We start from the raw sequence: 18,688 nt of genomic DNA on the forward strand, positions 1-18,688 counted from the left end.
TCACTCCTTTGTGAAAATGAGTGGTGCAAATTTATTCAAGTATTGGATAATATATGCTAACCTTAGGGCATGATCGAAAGGAGTGGATAATAATGAGTAAAGTAATTCCTGAAATAACCCTTAATGACGGGGTAACCTTGCCTGCTATAGGTTTTGGTACATATAAGCTTAACGGAAATGAAGGAGTCAACGCTATAACGAGTGCGATTGATGTAGGGTATCGTCTAATTGATACAGCTTATAATTACGAAAATGAAGGCACCGTGGGCCAAGCTCTTCGAAGAACACCGGTTTCTAGACAAGAACTATTCGTTACATCTAAACTCCCAGGGCGCTACCATATGTATGATAAAGCAATTCCTACTATTCAAGAATCTTTATATCGCGCGAATTTAGACTATTACGATTTGTATCTTATTCATTGGCCTAATCCTAAACAAGATCATTATGTAGAAGCTTGGCAAGCATTGATTGATGCGAAGCGCTGGGGCTTAATTCGTTCAATTGGTGTTTGTAATTTTCTTCCCGAGCATGTTGAGCGCTTGGAAAAAGAGACCGGCATTTTGCCAAGTATCAATCAAATAGAACTGCATCCTTTTTTTAATCAACATCAATATCGAAATTGGTATCAGGAGAAAAACATTCAAATTGAATCTTGGAGTCCGCTAGGGCGAGCAAGTGCTGTTTTAGAAAATGAAACAATTAAACAAATTGCCGACCGTCATAATAAAACAGTTTCACAAGTAATTTTGCGATGGCATTATCAGCTAGGAGCGATTTCAATTCCAAAATCGTCATCTCGCAAGCGGCAGCTTGAAAACATATCCATTTTTTCATTTTCTTTAGATGAAACTGAGATGAATATGATTTCAGAATTAAATCGCGAGGATGGAAGACTTAATAATCAAGACCCCTCTGCTTATGAAGAATTTTAATTATAAAGCCTCACTTACTTTTTAAGTGAGGCTTTTCTTCTATTATGATTTTTAGTTATTTAAGCTTGAAAATAGTCCGTTTAGTTCTAACGATTGTAGAAGAAAATGTGTTAAAATATTCCGAAAAAAGGAGTGGTGAACTATGGAAAAAGTAGTAAAAGCGATTCAAGACGAATATCCGGATGATTTTGCATGGTGTTACGGATGCGGCCGATTAAATCAGGAAGGCTATCATTTTCGGACAGGATGGTTAGGAGAAAAAACTATTACCCTTTATACACCTAAGCCTGAACATACAGCTATACCAGGATTTGTTTATGGAGGACTTCTTGCATCACTGATTGATTGCCATGGAACAGGCTCTGCTTCTCTTGCTCTATACCGTAAAAATGGCTACGAAATAGGAGATTCAGCAGAGCCGCCGCGATTTGTTACCGGTTCTCTCCACGTGGATTTTAAAAAACCAACGCCGCAGGGTGAAGTACTAAAAGCAATAGGAACGGTTGAAGAAATTCACCCGAAGAAATGGAGAGTTAAAACAGAAGTATACGCGAGTGACATCATTGTTGCGACCGGAGAAGTTGTAGCAGTTGTTATGCCAACTACGTTTAAACAAAAAGAAGACTGAAAAATGTAAAACAGTTACATAAAAAGGGAGGAAAAGGTATGGGTAAATGTAATTTAGACCACTCGGTAGAAGATGTACAGCAGAAGTTTAACTCGCAGTCACAATGGCTGCCAGAAGATATTCGCTCGTTATTTCATGAGTTTCTCGTACGAAATCCTTCGCAAACAACATTAAACGAGATGTTTCATTTGCTGAAGAAATATGATTTGGTTGATGAACAAGAAAGAAAAGAGCGAGATCGAAAAATCAAATGGCTGATATTAAATAAAGAAAATACGAACAACTAGAAGCAACTACATGCAGTAAACCTACGTTTACGACCACAGTGAAAAAGTCCGAACGAGTTGGATTCTCCATCAAGAATCTCGCTTCATCGTTCGGATCTTTCTTCAAATAAAATGCTTTTACCCCAGCCTCTTTTTAACGAGATTAAAAGTAATCACCACCACTTAAACCCGTCGTCTTCTAACAAATGATTTGAAGCCGCTGGTCCCATCGTACCCGCAGGATAAAAATGAAGAGGAAAGCGTTCATCATTAAAAACTTCTAAAATAGGTTGCACCCATTTCCAAGATAATTCAACTTCTTCCCAATGAGCAAAAAATGTGGAATCTCCCTGTAAAGCATCAACTAACAGCAGTTCATAAGCTTCGGGTACTTCTCTTTGATTTGTTGAGAAATTGATAAAAATAGGTTCGATTTTATTATCATTCAAAGGGTTTTTGCTGTTTAATTGCAGTGATATACCTTCATTTGGGCTGATTTCGACAACCAAAAGGTTGGGAATAACTTCTTCGTCTGTATAAACATCCTTTAAAGGATGTTTAAATTCAATGACGATACGCGTGCATTTTTTACTCATTCTTTTTCCTGTGCGAAGATAGAAAGGTACTCCTTTCCAAAGCTCATGATCAATCCATACCCGCACTGCTATAAATGTATCATTAACGGAAGCAGCATTGATGCCGGGCTCATCTTTATATCCTATAACGGAACGATTTTGGATTTTTCCCGCTTCGTATTGACCTCTTATGACGTTCGAATGGATAAACTCTTTTTGTAGAGGACGAAGGCTTTTCATAATTTTTATCTTTTGTTGGCGAGTCTTTGCGATGTTAAGTGTCTTTGGCAGCTGCATGGCAGTCATCATAAGCATTTGAAGCATATGGTTTTGGAGCATATCCCTAATTGCACCGGCCTGATCATAGTAAGGCGCTCTTTCTTCTACACCAACTGTTTCACTAGCTGTAATTTGGACATTTGCAACGTAGTGATGATTCCATAGTGCTTGTAAAATAGGGTTTGCAGATGCTAAAGCCTCCAAATTTTGGATCATTGGTTTTCCTAGATAGTGGTCGATACGATAAATCTCTTCTTCATTGAACGTTTCAGTAAGCTTTTGATTTAACACTTGAGCAGATTGTAAATCGTGTCCGAAAGGCTTTTCGATAATAAGACGTTTCCAGCCTTTTGTAGATCCTAATCCGCCGCTGTTTATATTTGAAGCAATGACGTCTACAAATTCAGGAGCCACTGATAAATAGAAAAGACGATTTTCAGGAATATTTAATTCTGCTTCGCCTTCTTGAATAGCATGCAGCAACTGGTCATATCCATCACTATTGGTAACATCCATTTTATGATAGCGAACTGTCTTAAGAAATTCTTTTATCTTGGATTCACCTTGTCTAAAGCGCCTTGAAAAAGTCTTTACTGATTCTTCTACATATATTTGAAAGGCATCATCAGACCAGTTGCTTCTATCCGTACCAACAATAGAAAAGGAAGAAGGAAGCTTTTTATCTAAAAATAAATTATATAACGCAGGAAAAATTTTTCTTTTAGCTAAATCTCCTGTTGCTCCAAATAAGATAAAGGTCATGGAATCCACTTCTAACGCTTGTGGTGAATGAGACTTGAGACAATTATCACGTGAACGAGCTACACTGCCCAATTGATCTCCTCCTTTATTTTAACGGTCTATTGCAGTGAATATAGTCTTTTACCACCTTTACAGATTACAGTATAGCAGGTACAATTTTCCTTTATAAGTAGACACTTTATTTTCATATAGTGTCTAAAACTATACTATTACGCATAAAAAGGGAGGAAAAAGGATTGAGCAGACTTTTTAGCAAAACGTTTAACTGTGAAAAGGAATTAACGTTAACGATTATTGGAGGCAAGTGGAAAATGCTGATTATGTGGCACCTAGGAAAAGAAGGGACGAAACGATTTGGGGAGTTAAAGTCCATGATGCCGGGAATTACTCAGCGAATGTTAGTAAGTCAGCTGCGAGAATTGGAAGAAGATCAAATCGTTCACCGAAAAGTCTATCCGGTTGTCCCTCCAAAAGTTGAATATTCCTTGACTGAACACGGGAGAAGCTTGATGCCCATCCTTGAGAGCATGGATGAGTGGGGAAAAAATTATATGGAAACCGTTATAGAGCCTGAAATGAATAATTCCAGCCATATGGGTTAAAATCTTTTGGTGAGAAGGATAAAACCACTCTTATTATTCAGAATTTTCTAAAACAAATACAAATGATACGCTGCATTGAAGCGTCCATAGTATATTTTTAGTGACTATATGTTTTAAAAGTGCCTACTTTTTTTTTGAAAGTAACGGTTTTACAATGAATTCATGCTAGACAACCCCATTTAATGAAGGAGTGAAGTAAGTATGGAACTTCAATTAGCATTGGATCTTGTAAATATTTCAGAGGCAAAAGAAGTAGTGCAGGAGGTTCAAGAGTATATCGATATTGTAGAAATTGGAACTCCAGTTGTAATTAACGAAGGGCTAAAAGCAGTCAAAGAAATCAAGGAAGCCTTTCCGTCTTTAAAGGTATTAGCTGATTTAAAAATTATGGATGCAGGTGCTTACGAAGTAATGAAAGCTTCTGAAGCGGGTGCTAGTATTATTACGATTCTTGGCGCTACTGATGATTCGACTATAAAAGGCGCTGTAGAAGAGGCCAAAAAACAAGGAACACAAATTCTTGTTGATATGATTAATGTAAAAAACCTTGAGCAACGTGCAAAAGAAGTCGATGCGCTCGGTGTTGACTATATTTGTGTACACACAGGGTATGATCTTCAAGCTGAAGGAGAAACCCCGTTCGAGCAGCTTCAAACGATTAAACGAGTTGTAAAACATGCAAAAACAGCGGTGGCAGGAGGTATTAAACTGAATACACTTCCTGAAGTCGTGCAATCACAGCCGGATCTTGTGATTGTAGGCGGGGGGATTACAAGTGAAAAAGACAAAAGAAACGTTGCAGAAGAAATGAAAAAAGTAGTCAAACAAGCAACTTTGGTCTAAAAATAAGCAAAAGTATTTAAGCCTTCAAAATTAATTAATCGGTAAATGGTTTAAAAAGAAGATAGCTAAGTTATTTTAGCTATCTTCTTTCCGTCATTTTTGATATAACCATTCATTGATAAGTGTCATTTTGACAGATAGATAGTTTCTTTAAAATTCGTTATTCGAAAGAAAAAGACGGCAGTTTTTCTGATATTTTAAAGTTAAGAAAGCGTTATCCGAACATTAGCGGAAGAAAGTCTAAAAAAATCTATGTCACACTTTTTAACAAAATACTTTGAAAATTATGAATCTTAAAAATATAATTAACTATCGACAATATTTAACATCTTCAAACCAAAAAAGGAGGGAGATATAAAGTGATGGAACATAAGAGGATAGTAGTGATAGGAGCTGGAATTGTCGGGTGCAGCATTGCCTACTATTTAAGTAAAATGGGGCAAAGAAACATAACAGTGATTGAGCAAGGCCCTTTGTTCGAAACGGGAGGATCTACTTCTCACGCTCCGGGGCTTGTATTTCAGCTTAGCTTTTCAAAAGTCCTGACAACACTAGCTTCTCAAACAGTCGAGACCTTTAAAGAGTTGAGTACAGATGAACAGCGCTCGTTTTATCCTGTCGGCAGTTTAGAAGTTGCCCGTACACCAGAGCGATTAGAAGACCTAAAGAGAAAGGCTGGTGTTGCCAGCTCATGGGGAATCGAAGCTCTTCTTCTTTCACCGCAGGAATGCGCGGAAAAAAATTCGTTGATTTGTCCTGATCGTATTTGCGGAGGTCTCTATGTTCCTTCAGACGGTATTGCCAAACCTTTGCATGCCGTTGATAAAATGACTCGTTTTTCTAAAGAGTGCGGAGTAGAATTTTACGGTCATACAGAAGTGACGAATATCGAAGTGACAAATGGTCAAGTAAAAGCAGTGTACACGAGTGCTGGAAAATTTGAAGCAGATGTAATCGTGTGCTGTGCCGGATTTTGGGGACCTCGCATCGGAGAAATGGTCGGTGTAACAATTCCTCTTCAGCCGATGGCTCATCAATATGTGTTTACAAATGATTTACTTGAATTAAACGGAGAAACGGAAGAAGTCGCGACTCCTCTTATTCGAGATCAAGATAATGCAATTTATTTTCGTCAGGTAGACAAAGGGCTTGGGATTGGGTCATATCAGCATGAGCCGTTTCCAATCGAACTCAGTGACATTACAAAATACGGAGAAACAAAAGAAATGCCTTCTGTTAAACCTTTTACACCAAAAGATTTTGAAAAACCGTGGGAAGATGCATTGGAACTAATTCCGGCATTAAAACAGCCAGGAATAAAAAAAGGAATGAACGGCATTTTTTCCTTCACACCTGATGGGATGCCGCTGCTTGGCGAATCACAAGCAGTAGGGGGATTTTGGGTAGCCGAAGCCATATGGGTAACGCACTCTGCAGGTGTCGCTAGGCAAATGGCTGAATGGCTGATGAATGGTGCACCGACTGTGGATTTGGAGCTATGCGATATTAATCGTTTCGATACGTATGCATGCAGCCCTGTTTATTACAAACAGCGGTCTATTGAAGAATATGAAGAGGTTTATAGCATTCATCATCCATTTATGCAGCGAAAAGTATCGCGAAACATGCGCGTAAGTCCATTTTATATGCGTCAGCAAGAACTAAAAGCGTATTTTAACGAAAAAGCAGGGTGGGAGCAGCCGCAGTGGTATGAAGCTAACTATCCGCTTATATCCACATATGAAAAGAAGATGGTTATAAGAAAGGGGTGGTCGGCTGAATATTGGTCACCGATTATCGAGGCTGAACAGTTGCATACTCGTCAGTACGCGGCGATTTACGATACAACGGCAGCAAAGAAAAGGTTGGAAATTAAAGGGGAAGGAGCTCTCCAGTTTTTACAGAAGCTAACGACAGGAAATATAGACATTACAGTAGGGCAAAGCATACGTACGTGTATGTTGCATGAGCGAGGCGGCATAAAAGATCAAATAATGGTTATTCGCAAAAATATATCCACTTTCTTGATTGTTTGTACGGGAGCCGTAGAAGCAAGCTGGATTCAAAAACACGTGCCTCAAAACGGTCAAGTTGTTTTTCAAGATGTAACGTCAGGGACATGCAGTATAGCATTAATTGGTCCTAAAGCTACAGGAGTAATGAAGTCCGTGGTTCAATGCTCAGAACTTAGCAGCACTTGGATTGAAGGGCAAGCGAAAACCTTGTTTATTGAAAAGAGTTCAGTTCTTGCTCTGCGTGATTCCTACGGGGGAATGGAGAGCTGGGAGTTGATTACGACTTCTGATCAAGGTCTGAATTTATGGGATGTATTAATTGAGCAAGGACAGCCTTATCAGCTGATTGCCGCGGGAGACCGAGCTCTTGAAAATCTTCGAATTGAATCTTTTTCCTTAAAAAGCGGGAAAGACTTTTGGAGCGAGCATCATCCATATGAAGTTAACCTTCATGAAATGGTTGATTTAACAAAACCAGTTTTTATTGGAAAAGAGGCATTGCTTGATCGTCAGCGAAAAGATTCTGAAACAGTATTAGCGACGCTCATATTAGATGATCCTTCAGCGATAGTAATGGGATATGAACCGGTCTTTTATGGAGAAACAGCCCTCGGATTTGTGACAAGTGCCGGCTATTCATACAGCTTAGGAAAAGGAATTGTACACACTTTATTATCTCAAGCTGTACATGAAGAAATGGTTTTAGAAGTTGAATACTTTGGACAGCGTTATAAAGCAACAATGATGACACACTCCCCAGCGGTAGTTTAATTGATCAATCGAAAGACAGGAGGAATGCAGATGTCAACACATTATGATGTCATTATTATCGGATTAGGAGCTATGGGGAGTACGGCTGCTTATCAGCTCGCCAAAAAAGGTCAGCGGGTATTGGGGTTAGAACAATACGGTCCCGCTCATGACCTAGGATCGAGTCACGGCGGTTCTAGAATCATTCGACAGTCGTATTTTGAAGACCCTGCTTACGTTCCATTATTGCTTCGCGCCTACGAATTATGGAATGAAATTGAAAGAGAAAGCGGTCAAGAAATTCTTACGATTACCGGTGGACTTATGATGGGACCTCCTGATAGTTTGACGGTTTCTGGAAGCATCGAAAGCTCTAAACAGTGGAATCTTGCGTATGAGATTCTAGAAGCAAAGGATATTTACAAACGGTTTCCGGCGTTTACACCTTCACCTGCTACGGTTGCTCTATATGAAGAAAGAGCTGGATTCGTTAGGCCGGAAGCGAGCGTATATACTCACCTTCTTCAAGCAGAAAAGTACGGAGCTGAGCTTCATTTTTTTGAGGAAGTGGTGTCGTGGGAAGCTCATCCTTCTGGTGAAGGCGTGCGCGTTATAACAGCTAATGGAGTATATGAAGCTGGAAAAATCATTATTTCTGCAGGCGCTTGGGCACCTGATTTATTACGGGATTTGGGTGTTAGCTTACAAGTAGAGCGTCATGTGCAAATGTTTTTTGAACCAACACAAGGAATAGATATTTTTTCAGTGGGAAAACAGCCGATTTATATTTGGGAAGCAGATGATTATGTACAGTTGTATGGTTTCCCTTCGTTTGGATTAAAGGCTGAAGGAGCAAAAGTGGCGTTTTTTCGAAAAGGAACAGCGTGTACGCCGGAAACGATTGATCGAAATATATATGAAGACGAAGTGAACATGATGCGGCACTATCTAGCTCAAGGTATTCCACAGCTTAACGGTCGATTTTTACAAGGGAAAACGTGCATGTATACCAATACACCAGATGAACATTTTGTCATTTCACTGCATCCTGAATATCCTCAAGTAGCGATTGCAGCTGGATTTTCTGGACATGGTTTTAAGTTTGCAAGCGTAGTAGGAGAGATTTTAGCAGATTTAGTGATAGAGGGAAAAACTAATCACCCAATTGATTTGTTTACTCCGCAGCGATTTGCGGCGAATAAAATAGTATAAATCGTCGTCAGCTCTTGCGAATGGTTCTATTTAAATGTTTCTAAAGAAGCGAAGGAGGAATAGTAGATGGTTATGGAACATGGTTTAGTGAATGATAATGGGAGACTTGAGCCCACGTTGAGAGGAGAGCTGTATACATCTTCAGACATTTTTAAGTTAGAAAAAGATCATATATTTTCTAAATCATGGAGTTTAGTTGCATTTGAATACGAAATAGCGGAACCAGGACAATATATTACGACGAGAGTTGAAGGCGAAAATATTTTAATTACTAGAGGAAAAGATCACGTGCTGCGTGGATTCTTGAACGTATGTCGGCATCGAGGAGCTAAGCTGTGCAGCCAAGCATCCGGTAAAGCAGGTGTTATTCGCTGTCCATATCATTCGTGGAGCTATAGCTTAGATGGTGATTTAGTGGGTGTTCCTAACACAAGCCGCTGTCGAGAAGAACTCGTGCATAATGAAAATTACGGACTAACATCCGTTCACATTAAAGTGTGGCACGGCATGGTTTGGGTTAATTTATCTGACAATCCTATATCTGTTGAATATCAGCTAGACGCACAAATTTTTGATCGTTTTGGAGAACTTTATACGTTTGCTAGATATGAAATTCAAAACTTGAAATCCGCTCATCGTGAAGAATATGAAGTCGAGGCAAACTGGAAGCTTATTGTAGAAAACTTTCAAGAGTGCTATCACTGTTCCTCTATTCATCCTGAACTTACGGCAACGCTGCCTGAATTTCGTTCAGGAGTCGGCACTCAAAGTTCCGTGGGAGGCGGAGCTAAGTTTGGGAATGAATTAGAAGCTTTTTCAATCAGCGGGAAAGGAAGCCGTCCTATGCTAAAAGGATTGCTTCCGGAAGATGACCGCACGTATTTTGGCATTACCGTTCTGCCGCTTGTATTTATCAATTTAACACCGGATCACGTTATTATTCATCGTATTATTCCAATTAGTGCGGAAAAGTCTAAAGTGATTTGTGAATGGTTATTCGACCCGGAAGAAATGGCTAAGCCTGATTTTGACCCAAAAGATGCCGTGGAATTATTTCATCGCGTTAATTTACAAGACTTTGAAGCGTGTGAGTGGTGTCAAGAAAATATGAGCTCAAAATCTTATAAAGAAGGAGGTATTTTAGTACCTATCGAACAGCACGTTTCTCAATTTTACAATTATGTATTGGAAGCAATCGGTATGAAGGTCGAATAGTAAGTAGAAGTGGTCTGACACGTTACCTTGAGGTGTCAGATCACCTCTAACAATCTACTTTAAAAAAAGGGGGAAATAAATTGAGTACAAGCTCTAAACTAACAGAACCCATTATCCGCGTTACCGATGTTTCAAAAGTATTTGGCCGTCAAAAAGAACAGGCTCTTAAGCTACGAGAAGCTGGAGAAAGTAAATATGAAGTCGAACAAGCTACTAAGACAACCGTTGCTATTTACAATGCTCATTTCGAAGTGAAAAAGGGAGAAACCTTTGTGTTAATTGGATTATCAGGAAGCGGGAAATCTACTTTACTTCGATGCTTGAACGGGCTTGTAGAACCGACAGAAGGGACGGTATATCTAGAAAACACAGATATTTCTCATATGCCAAAAAGACAGCTTCAGGAAGTCCGGAGAAATAAAATTGGGATGGTCTTTCAAAATGTGGGCCTCCTTCCAAACCGCACCGTGATTGACAACATTACATTCGGTCTAGAGATACAAGGTGTATCAGCAAATGAAAGAGAAAAGCGAGGGAAAAAGGCTCTTGAAATGGTGGGCTTAAATGGACAAGCTTATAAAAGAATTTATGAATTATCAGGAGGTATGCAGCAGCGGATTGGACTAGCGAGAGCTCTTGCTTCTGAACAGGAGATTTTGCTGATGGATGAGCCTTTTTCAGCTTTAGATCCTCTTATTCGAAGAGATATGCAAAAGCTATTTCTTGATATTCAGGGAGAAGTACAAAAAACAGTTATTTTTGTGACGCATGATTTAGATGAAGCATTAACTTTAGGCCACCGGGCTGCCGTGATGAAAGACGGGGAAATTGTACAACTTGGAACCGCTGAAGATATTTTAAGTCAACCGGCAACCGGTTATGTAAAGCTGCTTGTTCAAGACGTTAATTACGGCAAAATTCGCCTTGCTAAAGATGCGGTGGTTCCGGTAGAAACGGCTGCCTATGAGTATGAATCACCGCAAGTCGTATTAAGAAGAATGAGAACCAATCATTTATCTACTATTTTTGTTCTTGATAGTGCTGACCGCTTATTGGGCTTAATGAGCATTTATACGGTGATGGAGCTGATAGAAGCTCATAAGCATGATTTAAAAGGCAAAGAAATGACACAGCCCCATTGTGTTAATCCAGATATGTCTTTACAAGAAATGATTCCTTTATTTACAGACAGTCATTCGCCTGTAGTCATTGTTGATAATCATCATCGCCTACAAGGTATGATTTCCCCAAGCACTCTTATTGCAAATCTCACTGAACGTACTGCAGTGACTGAGCAACAAGAAGTTAAGTCATATCAAATGGAGGTCCGATAAATATGATGGTAAATTCCGCGACGATTCCTCGTATCCCTTTAGATAAATGGGCAAACTCATTTGTTGATTACATGATTGATAGTTTTTCAGGTGTATTTACTGGAATCAACCAGATAATGACCAGCTTAATAAGCAGTCTCGAATGGGTATTGACCGCTTCTCCTCCGTTAGTAACGGTCGTTGTTTTTGTTCTATTAGCGCTATGGCTAACAGATTGGAAGATAGCTGTATTTACGTGTTTTGGTTTACTTCTTATTATTAGCCTGAATTTATGGGAAGCATCGATGCTGACCTTATCTCTCGTTTTAGCTTCTACTATTATCTCACTTCTATTTGGCGTTCCTTTAGGCATATTATCACACCGCTTTAACAAAGTTGGAGCAGTGATAAGGCCCATTCTTGATATTATGCAAACAATGCCTGCTTTTGTTTACTTAATTCCGTCCGTACTTTTATTTGGATTAGGGAATGTTACAGCTCTTATTGCTACTTTTATTTTCGCAATGCCGCCTGCCGTTCGTCTGACGCTGCTTGGACTTCAGCAAGTTCCCCAAACCACTTTAGAAGCGGCAGAAGCTTTTGGAGCGACGGAATGGCAAAAATTAATTAAAGTCCAGCTGCCGCTCGCTTTGCCTATGATTATGTCGGGTGTAAACCAGGTTATTATGCTATCTCTTTCGATGGTTGTTATTTCTTCAATGGTCGGTGCAGGAGGCTTGGGTGCTGAGGTATTAAGAAGCATCAGTATGTTGGATGTAGGCTTAGGATTTATCGGCGGGATTGCAGTTGTCATTATTGCCGTTATTTTAGATCGTCTGACGCACCTTTCTACTCAAAAAAGAGAAGGTATTCAATCAAGTAAATAAAATGAATAAAGGTGGGAGTATATGAAACAATCAAAAAAAGTTCTTTTTATTATGCTAACAATCGTCATTATGCTGCTTGTCTCCGCATGCGGCAATAGCAATACGGCAAGCAGCGCGACGACTAAAAAAGAAATTACAATTGGATACATACCATGGGACGAAGCCGTAGCTGTTACGTTTCTATGGAAGGAATTATTAGAGGAAAAAGGTTATAAAGTTAAAGCAGTTCAAAGTGACGTAGCTCCGCTTTTCTCAGGAGTTGCTCAAGGAAACATTGATTTATTTTTGGATGTATGGATGCCGACCACCCATAGCTCTTATATGAAAAGATTTGGAAAACAAGTTGACGTGCTCGGTACTTGGTATGATCAAGCAGATAGCGGATTGGCCGTTCCCGACTACGTAGACGCGCAGTCACTAGCTGATTTAAAAAATAAGAAAGATGAGTTTAACGGAAAGATTATTAGTATTGAACCAGGATCTGGAATAAACGGTCTTACTAAAGATCATGCGATGCCAAGCTATGAGTTAAAAGACTGGAATTTAGTAGAAAGCAGCACAGCCGCCATGTTATCGGAATTAGATAAAGCCATTGCTAATAAAGAACCCATTGTTGTTACGTTATGGCGCCCGCACTGGGCTTTTGAAAAGTATAATCTCAGATACTTAAAAGATCCCAAAAATACGATGAATCCAACTGGACCTGAAAAAATACAGTCGATTAGCAAAAAGGCATTTAAAGAAGATTATCCAGAAGCAGCAAAGTGGCTGAAAAATTTTTCTATTAGTGCCGATCAACTAGCATCTTTAGAATCAGAAATTAACAGTGCAAAAGACGAAACAAAAGGTGTGAAAAACTGGATTTCTAAAAATAAAAAAGTGACGGAAAGCTGGGTGAAATAATAGAAGGAAAAGAAAAGGCTGTCTCATAAGTGAAGCTATTAACTTAGAGACGGTTTTTTTGTGAGAGAACTTTTTATCTGCAGCTTTTCTAACGGATTAAGTTCGGGAAAAGCTCAATAAATGAAAGTTTTTTAACCTGATATGTAAATTAAAAAAATATATTTAAATTAAAAAAAATGGCATTGCTTTCTACTATCCAAGTACAATTTAAATAATGAATGCTTTACGTTTCGCATGTAAGTATTTATTTACACCTATGTTCTCATAATTTATGTGATTCCCCAAAGCATAAATTACTTTTCATTACCTTATTGTGTACAAAAATATTGTAAGATAGGCTCATGCTTTTAACAGCATGGGCCTATTTTTATAGACAGCTTGAAAATAGATATTTCCAAACTGGAAAATTAATCTTTCCCTCTTGTACAATAAATATTCTTCTGCACAAAAATAGAGTGTATAATAGGAATGTTGAATTGATAGGAAAAAGAGAGAAGCCCTATCAAGTAAAGGAAGATGGAGTGGAGAGTGTGTACTGAAAGTAAAATTGTCCAGCGGCAAAAATAAACATGTTTTTTGAATGCTTCTAGAAGAATATCTAGAATGAAAGTAGGAACATTATGGAAAAGAAAATAAGGTTTGGCATCAAATCCAAAATTATTATTGGGTATTTAATTGTTATTGTCTGTTTATTTATTGCATTTATTGTTTTAAACAGTCAAATTTCATCTTTGCAAAAAGAACGAAATTTTATCATTGATCATGATATTGAAGTGCATGATCTGACCAATCGAATTGAAAAACACCTGCTCGATATGGAAACCGGACAAAGAGGCTATATTATTACAGGAGAAGCGAGTTACTTAGAACCTTATAACAGCGCAGCATCAAGTTGGGAAAAAGATTATAATGCACTGTATCAGCTTATAAATAATAATCCAAATCAGCAGGAGAAACTGGAGAAGATTAAAGGAAGCATTCAAGACTGGATTGAAGCCGCTGGTGAACCGACCATTGCATTAAAAAAAGAAAATAATACAAAAGAGCTTCAGCAGTTTTTTGAGAAAGATCCTGGGCGCCAGTATATGGATAATATACGCAGCCAGTTTACTTCTTTTAGAAATGTAGAGAAAAAATCGACTGAAACAAGAGCAACAGAGTTAGACGAGAAAAATCAAAAAATTAAAATTGGACTTTACGGTTTGCTGTTATTTGTTACGCTTATTTCACTTGCTATCGCTATTGTTTTGTCCAATTCCATTGTGAATACGATTAAAGAAGTTACGCAAACGATCAAACAAATTACGGCTGCAAAAGGCGAGCTAAAAGGAAGAATTAAAGTTCGATCTAATGATGAAATTAAAGATTTAGGGATAGCCACGAACGCGTTGTTAGAAAATATTGAAGAGCGAAACTGGCTGCAAACGAACATTGCTCACGCTGTAACGATGTACCAAGGCATAGCATCTGTAGACAAGCTTGCGGAAAAATTTCTCTTTACGGTTTCAGAAATGACAGGAGCTTCTTTCGGAGCATTTTATGTTCGAGAAGAAAATGATAAAGGAGATCTATTCGTCAAACAAGCTGCTTTTGCAGATAGAAAAGGCGACGCGGGAAGAGAGAGCTTTTTAATAGGCGAAGGGCTCATTGGACAAGCTGCTTTAGAAAAAAGAACCCTTGTCATAAACGATGTACCTGACACATACCAGCTCATTGCTTCAGGATTAGGAGACGTAAAACCTAAGAGTATTTTTATTGTACCCGTCTTGTTTGAAGATGAAGTAATTGCAGTTATCGAGCTGGCATCGCTGCACGAATTTACAGTTTTAGAGCAAGAACTTATTAGTCAAGTGATTGAAACGTTTGGTCTCACTATCAATGGTGTAATCAGACGTATGGAAATTGCCCGTCTATTAAAAGAATCTCAGGCGATGACAGAAGAGCTCCAGGCTCAGTCTGAAGAACTTCAAACACAATCAGAAGAACTGCAAATGCAGTCTGAAGAGCTGCGTATGATTAATGAACAGCTAGAAGAAAGAACAAAAGATGCAGAAGAAAAATCGTTTGAATTAGAGGCTGCAAAAGAAGATTTAGAAGAAAAAGCGCATCAGCTGGAATTGAATTCTCAATACAAATCTGAATTCCTTGCTAATATGTCGCACGAGCTTCGAACACCGCTTAATAGCATTCTTATTCTGTCTGAAATGCTTGAGGAAAATGCGGCTAAAACGCTATCTGAAGATGAAGAAGAATATGCTCGTATTATCCATTCTTCAGGAAAAGACTTGTTGGCGTTAATCAACGATATCTTGGATTTATCAAAAGTAGAGTCTGGAAAACTAGATGTCTTGCTTGCTGAGATGAATATGAGTGAGCTTCCAGATCAAATTGAACGTAATTTCAGCCACGTTGCTGAACAGAAAAAAGTACAATTAAAAATTAATAAAGCACAAGATGTACCGGACATCATTCACACAGATGAAAAGAGATTCCAGCAAATTGTAAAAAATCTTTTATCAAATGCATTTAAATTTACGGAATCGGGATCTGTCACAGTATCCATTCAACGAGTAGCTGACCATCGTCTTACAACAGCTATGCGTACAGTGGATACGGATTGCTGGCTAGAAATAGCTGTAGCTGATACAGGGATTGGTATACCAAAAGAAAAGCATCAGCTTATTTTTGAAGCGTTTCAGCAGGCGGATGGAGCTACGGTTCGCAAGTACGGAGGAACGGGACTTGGCTTATCTATTTGCAGTGAGTTTGCAAAATTATTGGGCGGCTGGATTTCCCTAAGCAGTGAAGTAGGAAAAGGAAGTACGTTTACACTCTATCTTCCTAGTCTCTCTAACGGTCTTGTTGACTATAAAAAAGTAAATTTTGCATATGAAGAAGTAGCAGTATCTGTAGAAGAAGCTGAACCTGAAGCAGAAATAACTGAAATTGACCATCCTATACAACCAGTTGAACTTTCATTGCAAGATGATGAAAATGTGTTTCAGGATAAGCGAGTGCTCATCGTAGATGATGACCAGCGCAACATCTTTGCCTTAAAAACTGCGCTAGCTAAACAAGGTATGACCATTATGACAGCTCATAACGGAATAGAGTGTCTTGAAATGATGAAGGATAGTGAACCATTTGATCTCATTTTAATGGATATTATGATGCCGCAAATGGACGGATATGAAGCGATGCAGAAAATTAGAGGAGAGCTAAAGCTTGTTGATTTGCCTATTATTGCATTAACCGCTAAAGCGATGAAAAATGATCGTGAAAAATGTTTGGAAGCTGGAGCATCAGATTATATCAGCAAACCTTTAGATTTAAATCAGCTGTTCTCCGTTATGCGTGTATGGCTAGTAAATTAAGCGGGGTATGAAACATAAATGGATATGAAGCACCTAGATTTAAGTGAAGACTTAGTTATGAATAAAAAAACAGATTTAGAGATTGATTTACTGCTGACGGCTATTTATCGATTAACAGGATTCGATTTCAGGCAGTACGCTAAATCTTCTATCTGTCGTCGGGTCTATAATCGAATGAAAATTGAACGTATTCCAACTGTATCTCGATTGTTAGAAAAAGCGATTCATGAAGAAGAATTTATGAATCAGCTTTTAAATGATTTTTCGATAAATGTAACAGAGATGTTTCGCGATCCAAGCTTTTTTAAAGCATTTCGCACAAAAGTGATTCCGGTATTAAAGGATTATCCAGAAATTCGCATTTGGCACGCTGGCTGTGCAACGGGCGAAGAGGTATTTTCTATGGCGATTCTTTTAGAAGAAGAAGGGTTAATGGATAAAACGGTCATTTACGCAACCGATATGAACGAAGATGTATTAGAAAAAGCAAAACAAGGTGCTTTTTCTTTACGTAAAATGAAGTCATATACAAAAAATTATATTCAAGCCGGTGGAAAGAACGCCTTCTCAGAATATTATCAGACGGACCATCACTATGCATATTTTCATCCGTCGCTGTTAAAAAATATTATCTTTGCTCAGCATAATTTAGTCACGGATCAGTCATTTAATGAATTTCACGTCATCATTTGCCGAAACGTCCTTATTTATTTTACAGCTCAGCTGCAAAATCAAGTGTATAATTTATTTTCAGAAAGCCTGTGTGCAAAAGGATTTCTTGGGCTTGGTGATAAAGAAACGCTTCGCTTTGCTGAAGGAGGAGCTTCTTATATCGAGTTTGCAGGGAACGAGCGCATTTATCAAAAGCAATAAAAAAAGAAAGACCTCATTGGTGAGGTCTTTCTTTATTGTGCTTGTGCTTGAATCATAAGCACGCACATGTCATCAGGCTGATTTAACTTTTGTTCTTCTGAAAAAATTTCATTCATAAATGTCTGCGGATTTGTCCATTTTTGTTCAGTAAGCTTTTGAAGACGAAGAGCAGATTCATTTTCGCAAGGGCCCATTGATTCAAGAGCTCCGTCTGTAAATAGCAAAATTTGCACATCGTTCTCAAAGCTGACAACAGATTTCTGAACGTCCATTTCTTCAAAAAACCCTACAGGGCAGCTTCCTCGTTGAAGAGGAACGAGCATATGTTCATCCACTAACATATAACCTTCTGGATGCCCGGCATTCACATATTCTACTGTCTTAGCTTCCGTATCAATCACTAAATAAATAGCAGTGAAATAGTAAGGGATTTCATCTTTTTCGCTGTGCAATAATTCCATGTAGCGATTCAACTCTGTAATAACCTGCTCAGGGTCTACGAGGGACTTGATAGCTTCTCTGAGCACAGACGAAATAAACATACAAACAAGCGAGGCAGAGATGCCGTGCCCCATCATATCAAAAAGAATAATTCCGTACCGATGCTCGTCAATTTTGTGCCAATAGTACATATCACCTGCTAATTTAAAAGAAGGATAATAAGAAACTTCCATTTGAATATCTTTCTCTCGTAAAGGGGGACTAAGTAAGTTTTGCTGTACGTGCGTAGCTAAATCTAACTCAGTTTGAATTTTCTTTTCATGTTCCGTGTGCCAGTCAATTTCTGCTTTAAGGCGTAAGGCTACCCGCATACGAGCCAGCAGTTCCACTTTATTGATCGGCTTTGTGACGTAATCTGTTCCACCGGCGTCTAGAGCTTCTACTAATTTGCTGCTGTCTTCTAGAGCTGTGACAAAGATAATTGGAATATGTTTTAAGCGTTCTACCTGCTGGATTCGCCTGCAGGCTTCGATTCCATCGATTTCGGGCATCATAATATCAAGTAAAATTAAATCGACCGAATTCGTTTTTGAGTTCTCATCGTCCAGGTTAAGATAGTCAAAAAGGGCATGGGCAGACGTAAGAGACACACAGTTATCGTAGCCAGCGCCTTTTAAAATTTTTTCAATCACAAATAGATTGACTTGATTGTCATCTACTAGAAGAATGGTCATGCTTTATTTCCCCTTATTATGTTTGAAGACTAATGATTGAGTATGTAGTTTTCAAGCATTTTTTATACTTTTTCTGTTTTT

15 protein-coding genes are annotated in these 18,688 nt (G+C 38.6%); 13 read left to right on the forward strand and 2 right to left on the reverse strand.

Features of this window, described 5'->3' with window-relative positions; translation table 11 throughout:
* Positions 1–92: 92 nt before the first annotated feature.
* The 3 genes from AC0C45_RS11155 (at position 93) to AC0C45_RS11165 (ending at position 1,850) form a co-directional block, all read left to right on the forward strand.
* Positions 93–935, forward strand: a complete 843-nt coding sequence (locus AC0C45_RS11155; protein WP_016763559.1) for an aldo/keto reductase — start codon at positions 93–95, stop codon at positions 933–935.
* A gap of 142 nt (positions 936–1,077) precedes the next feature.
* Positions 1,078–1,563 carry a PaaI family thioesterase gene (locus tag AC0C45_RS11160; protein ID WP_237893742.1) on the forward strand — a complete coding sequence of 162 codons (486 nt, stop codon included), beginning with the start codon at positions 1,078–1,080 and terminating at the stop codon, positions 1,561–1,563.
* Positions 1,564–1,601: 38 nt separating this feature from the next.
* Positions 1,602–1,850 carry a hypothetical protein gene (locus AC0C45_RS11165; RefSeq protein ID WP_013082444.1) on the forward strand — a complete coding sequence of 83 codons (249 nt, stop codon included), beginning with the start codon at positions 1,602–1,604 and terminating at the stop codon, positions 1,848–1,850.
* 152 nt (positions 1,851–2,002) lie between these two features.
* On the opposite strand, the gene zwf is transcribed toward AC0C45_RS11165, so the two are convergent.
* A complete protein-coding gene (gene zwf / locus AC0C45_RS11170) occupies positions 2,003–3,517 on the reverse strand; it encodes a glucose-6-phosphate dehydrogenase (protein ID WP_080743091.1) in 1,515 nt (504 codons plus the stop codon).
* A gap of 164 nt (positions 3,518–3,681) precedes the next feature.
* Between zwf and AC0C45_RS11175 the strand changes: the two genes are divergently transcribed.
* From AC0C45_RS11175 to AC0C45_RS11220, 10 genes are all read left to right on the forward strand, one after another.
* On the forward strand, positions 3,682–4,047 hold the full coding sequence (locus tag AC0C45_RS11175) for a winged helix-turn-helix transcriptional regulator (RefSeq protein WP_013056244.1): 366 nt from the start codon (positions 3,682–3,684) through the stop codon (positions 4,045–4,047).
* Positions 4,048–4,248: 201 nt separating this feature from the next.
* Entirely contained in the window at positions 4,249–4,890 is a 642-nt protein-coding gene (gene hxlA / locus AC0C45_RS11180; protein ID WP_034653267.1) for a 3-hexulose-6-phosphate synthase, read from the forward strand.
* Between the two features lie 362 nt (positions 4,891–5,252).
* Complete coding sequence (locus AC0C45_RS11185; RefSeq protein ID WP_034655247.1) at positions 5,253–7,676, forward strand: GcvT family protein; 2,424 nt, start codon at positions 5,253–5,255, stop codon at positions 7,674–7,676.
* Positions 7,677–7,706: 30 nt separating this feature from the next.
* Positions 7,707–8,867, forward strand: coding sequence for an N-methyl-L-tryptophan oxidase (gene solA / locus AC0C45_RS11190; protein ID WP_047930881.1), 1,161 nt, complete (start codon positions 7,707–7,709; stop codon positions 8,865–8,867).
* A 66-nt stretch (positions 8,868–8,933) separates the two neighbouring features.
* Positions 8,934–10,082, forward strand: a complete 1,149-nt coding sequence (locus tag AC0C45_RS11195) for an aromatic ring-hydroxylating oxygenase subunit alpha (protein WP_047930880.1) — start codon at positions 8,934–8,936, stop codon at positions 10,080–10,082.
* Between the two features lie 80 nt (positions 10,083–10,162).
* Positions 10,163–11,416, forward strand: a complete 1,254-nt coding sequence (locus tag AC0C45_RS11200; protein WP_472928142.1) for a quaternary amine ABC transporter ATP-binding protein — start codon at positions 10,163–10,165, stop codon at positions 11,414–11,416.
* A gap of 2 nt (positions 11,417–11,418) precedes the next feature.
* The gene (locus tag AC0C45_RS11205; protein WP_047930879.1) at positions 11,419–12,282 is read left to right on the forward strand and encodes an ABC transporter permease; all 864 of its coding nucleotides are present in this window, start codon (positions 11,419–11,421) and stop codon (positions 12,280–12,282) included.
* 21 nt (positions 12,283–12,303) lie between these two features.
* Positions 12,304–13,185 carry a glycine betaine ABC transporter substrate-binding protein gene (locus AC0C45_RS11210; RefSeq protein ID WP_047930878.1) on the forward strand — a complete coding sequence of 294 codons (882 nt, stop codon included), beginning with the start codon at positions 12,304–12,306 and terminating at the stop codon, positions 13,183–13,185.
* A 620-nt stretch (positions 13,186–13,805) separates the two neighbouring features.
* The gene (locus tag AC0C45_RS11215) at positions 13,806–16,559 is read left to right on the forward strand and encodes a CHASE3 domain-containing protein (RefSeq protein WP_472928143.1); all 2,754 of its coding nucleotides are present in this window, start codon (positions 13,806–13,808) and stop codon (positions 16,557–16,559) included.
* Positions 16,560–16,577: 18 nt separating this feature from the next.
* Positions 16,578–17,432, forward strand: coding sequence for a CheR family methyltransferase (locus AC0C45_RS11220; protein WP_016763571.1), 855 nt, complete (start codon positions 16,578–16,580; stop codon positions 17,430–17,432).
* A gap of 32 nt (positions 17,433–17,464) precedes the next feature.
* On the opposite strand, the gene AC0C45_RS11225 is transcribed toward AC0C45_RS11220, so the two are convergent.
* Positions 17,465–18,607 (reverse strand): SpoIIE family protein phosphatase, encoded by a 1,143-nt coding sequence (locus AC0C45_RS11225; RefSeq protein WP_016763572.1) that lies wholly within the window; start codon positions 18,605–18,607, stop codon positions 17,465–17,467.
* Positions 18,608–18,688: the final 81 nt, after the last annotated feature.

The sequence above is a fragment of the Priestia sp. VA7 genome (assembly GCF_055710015.1).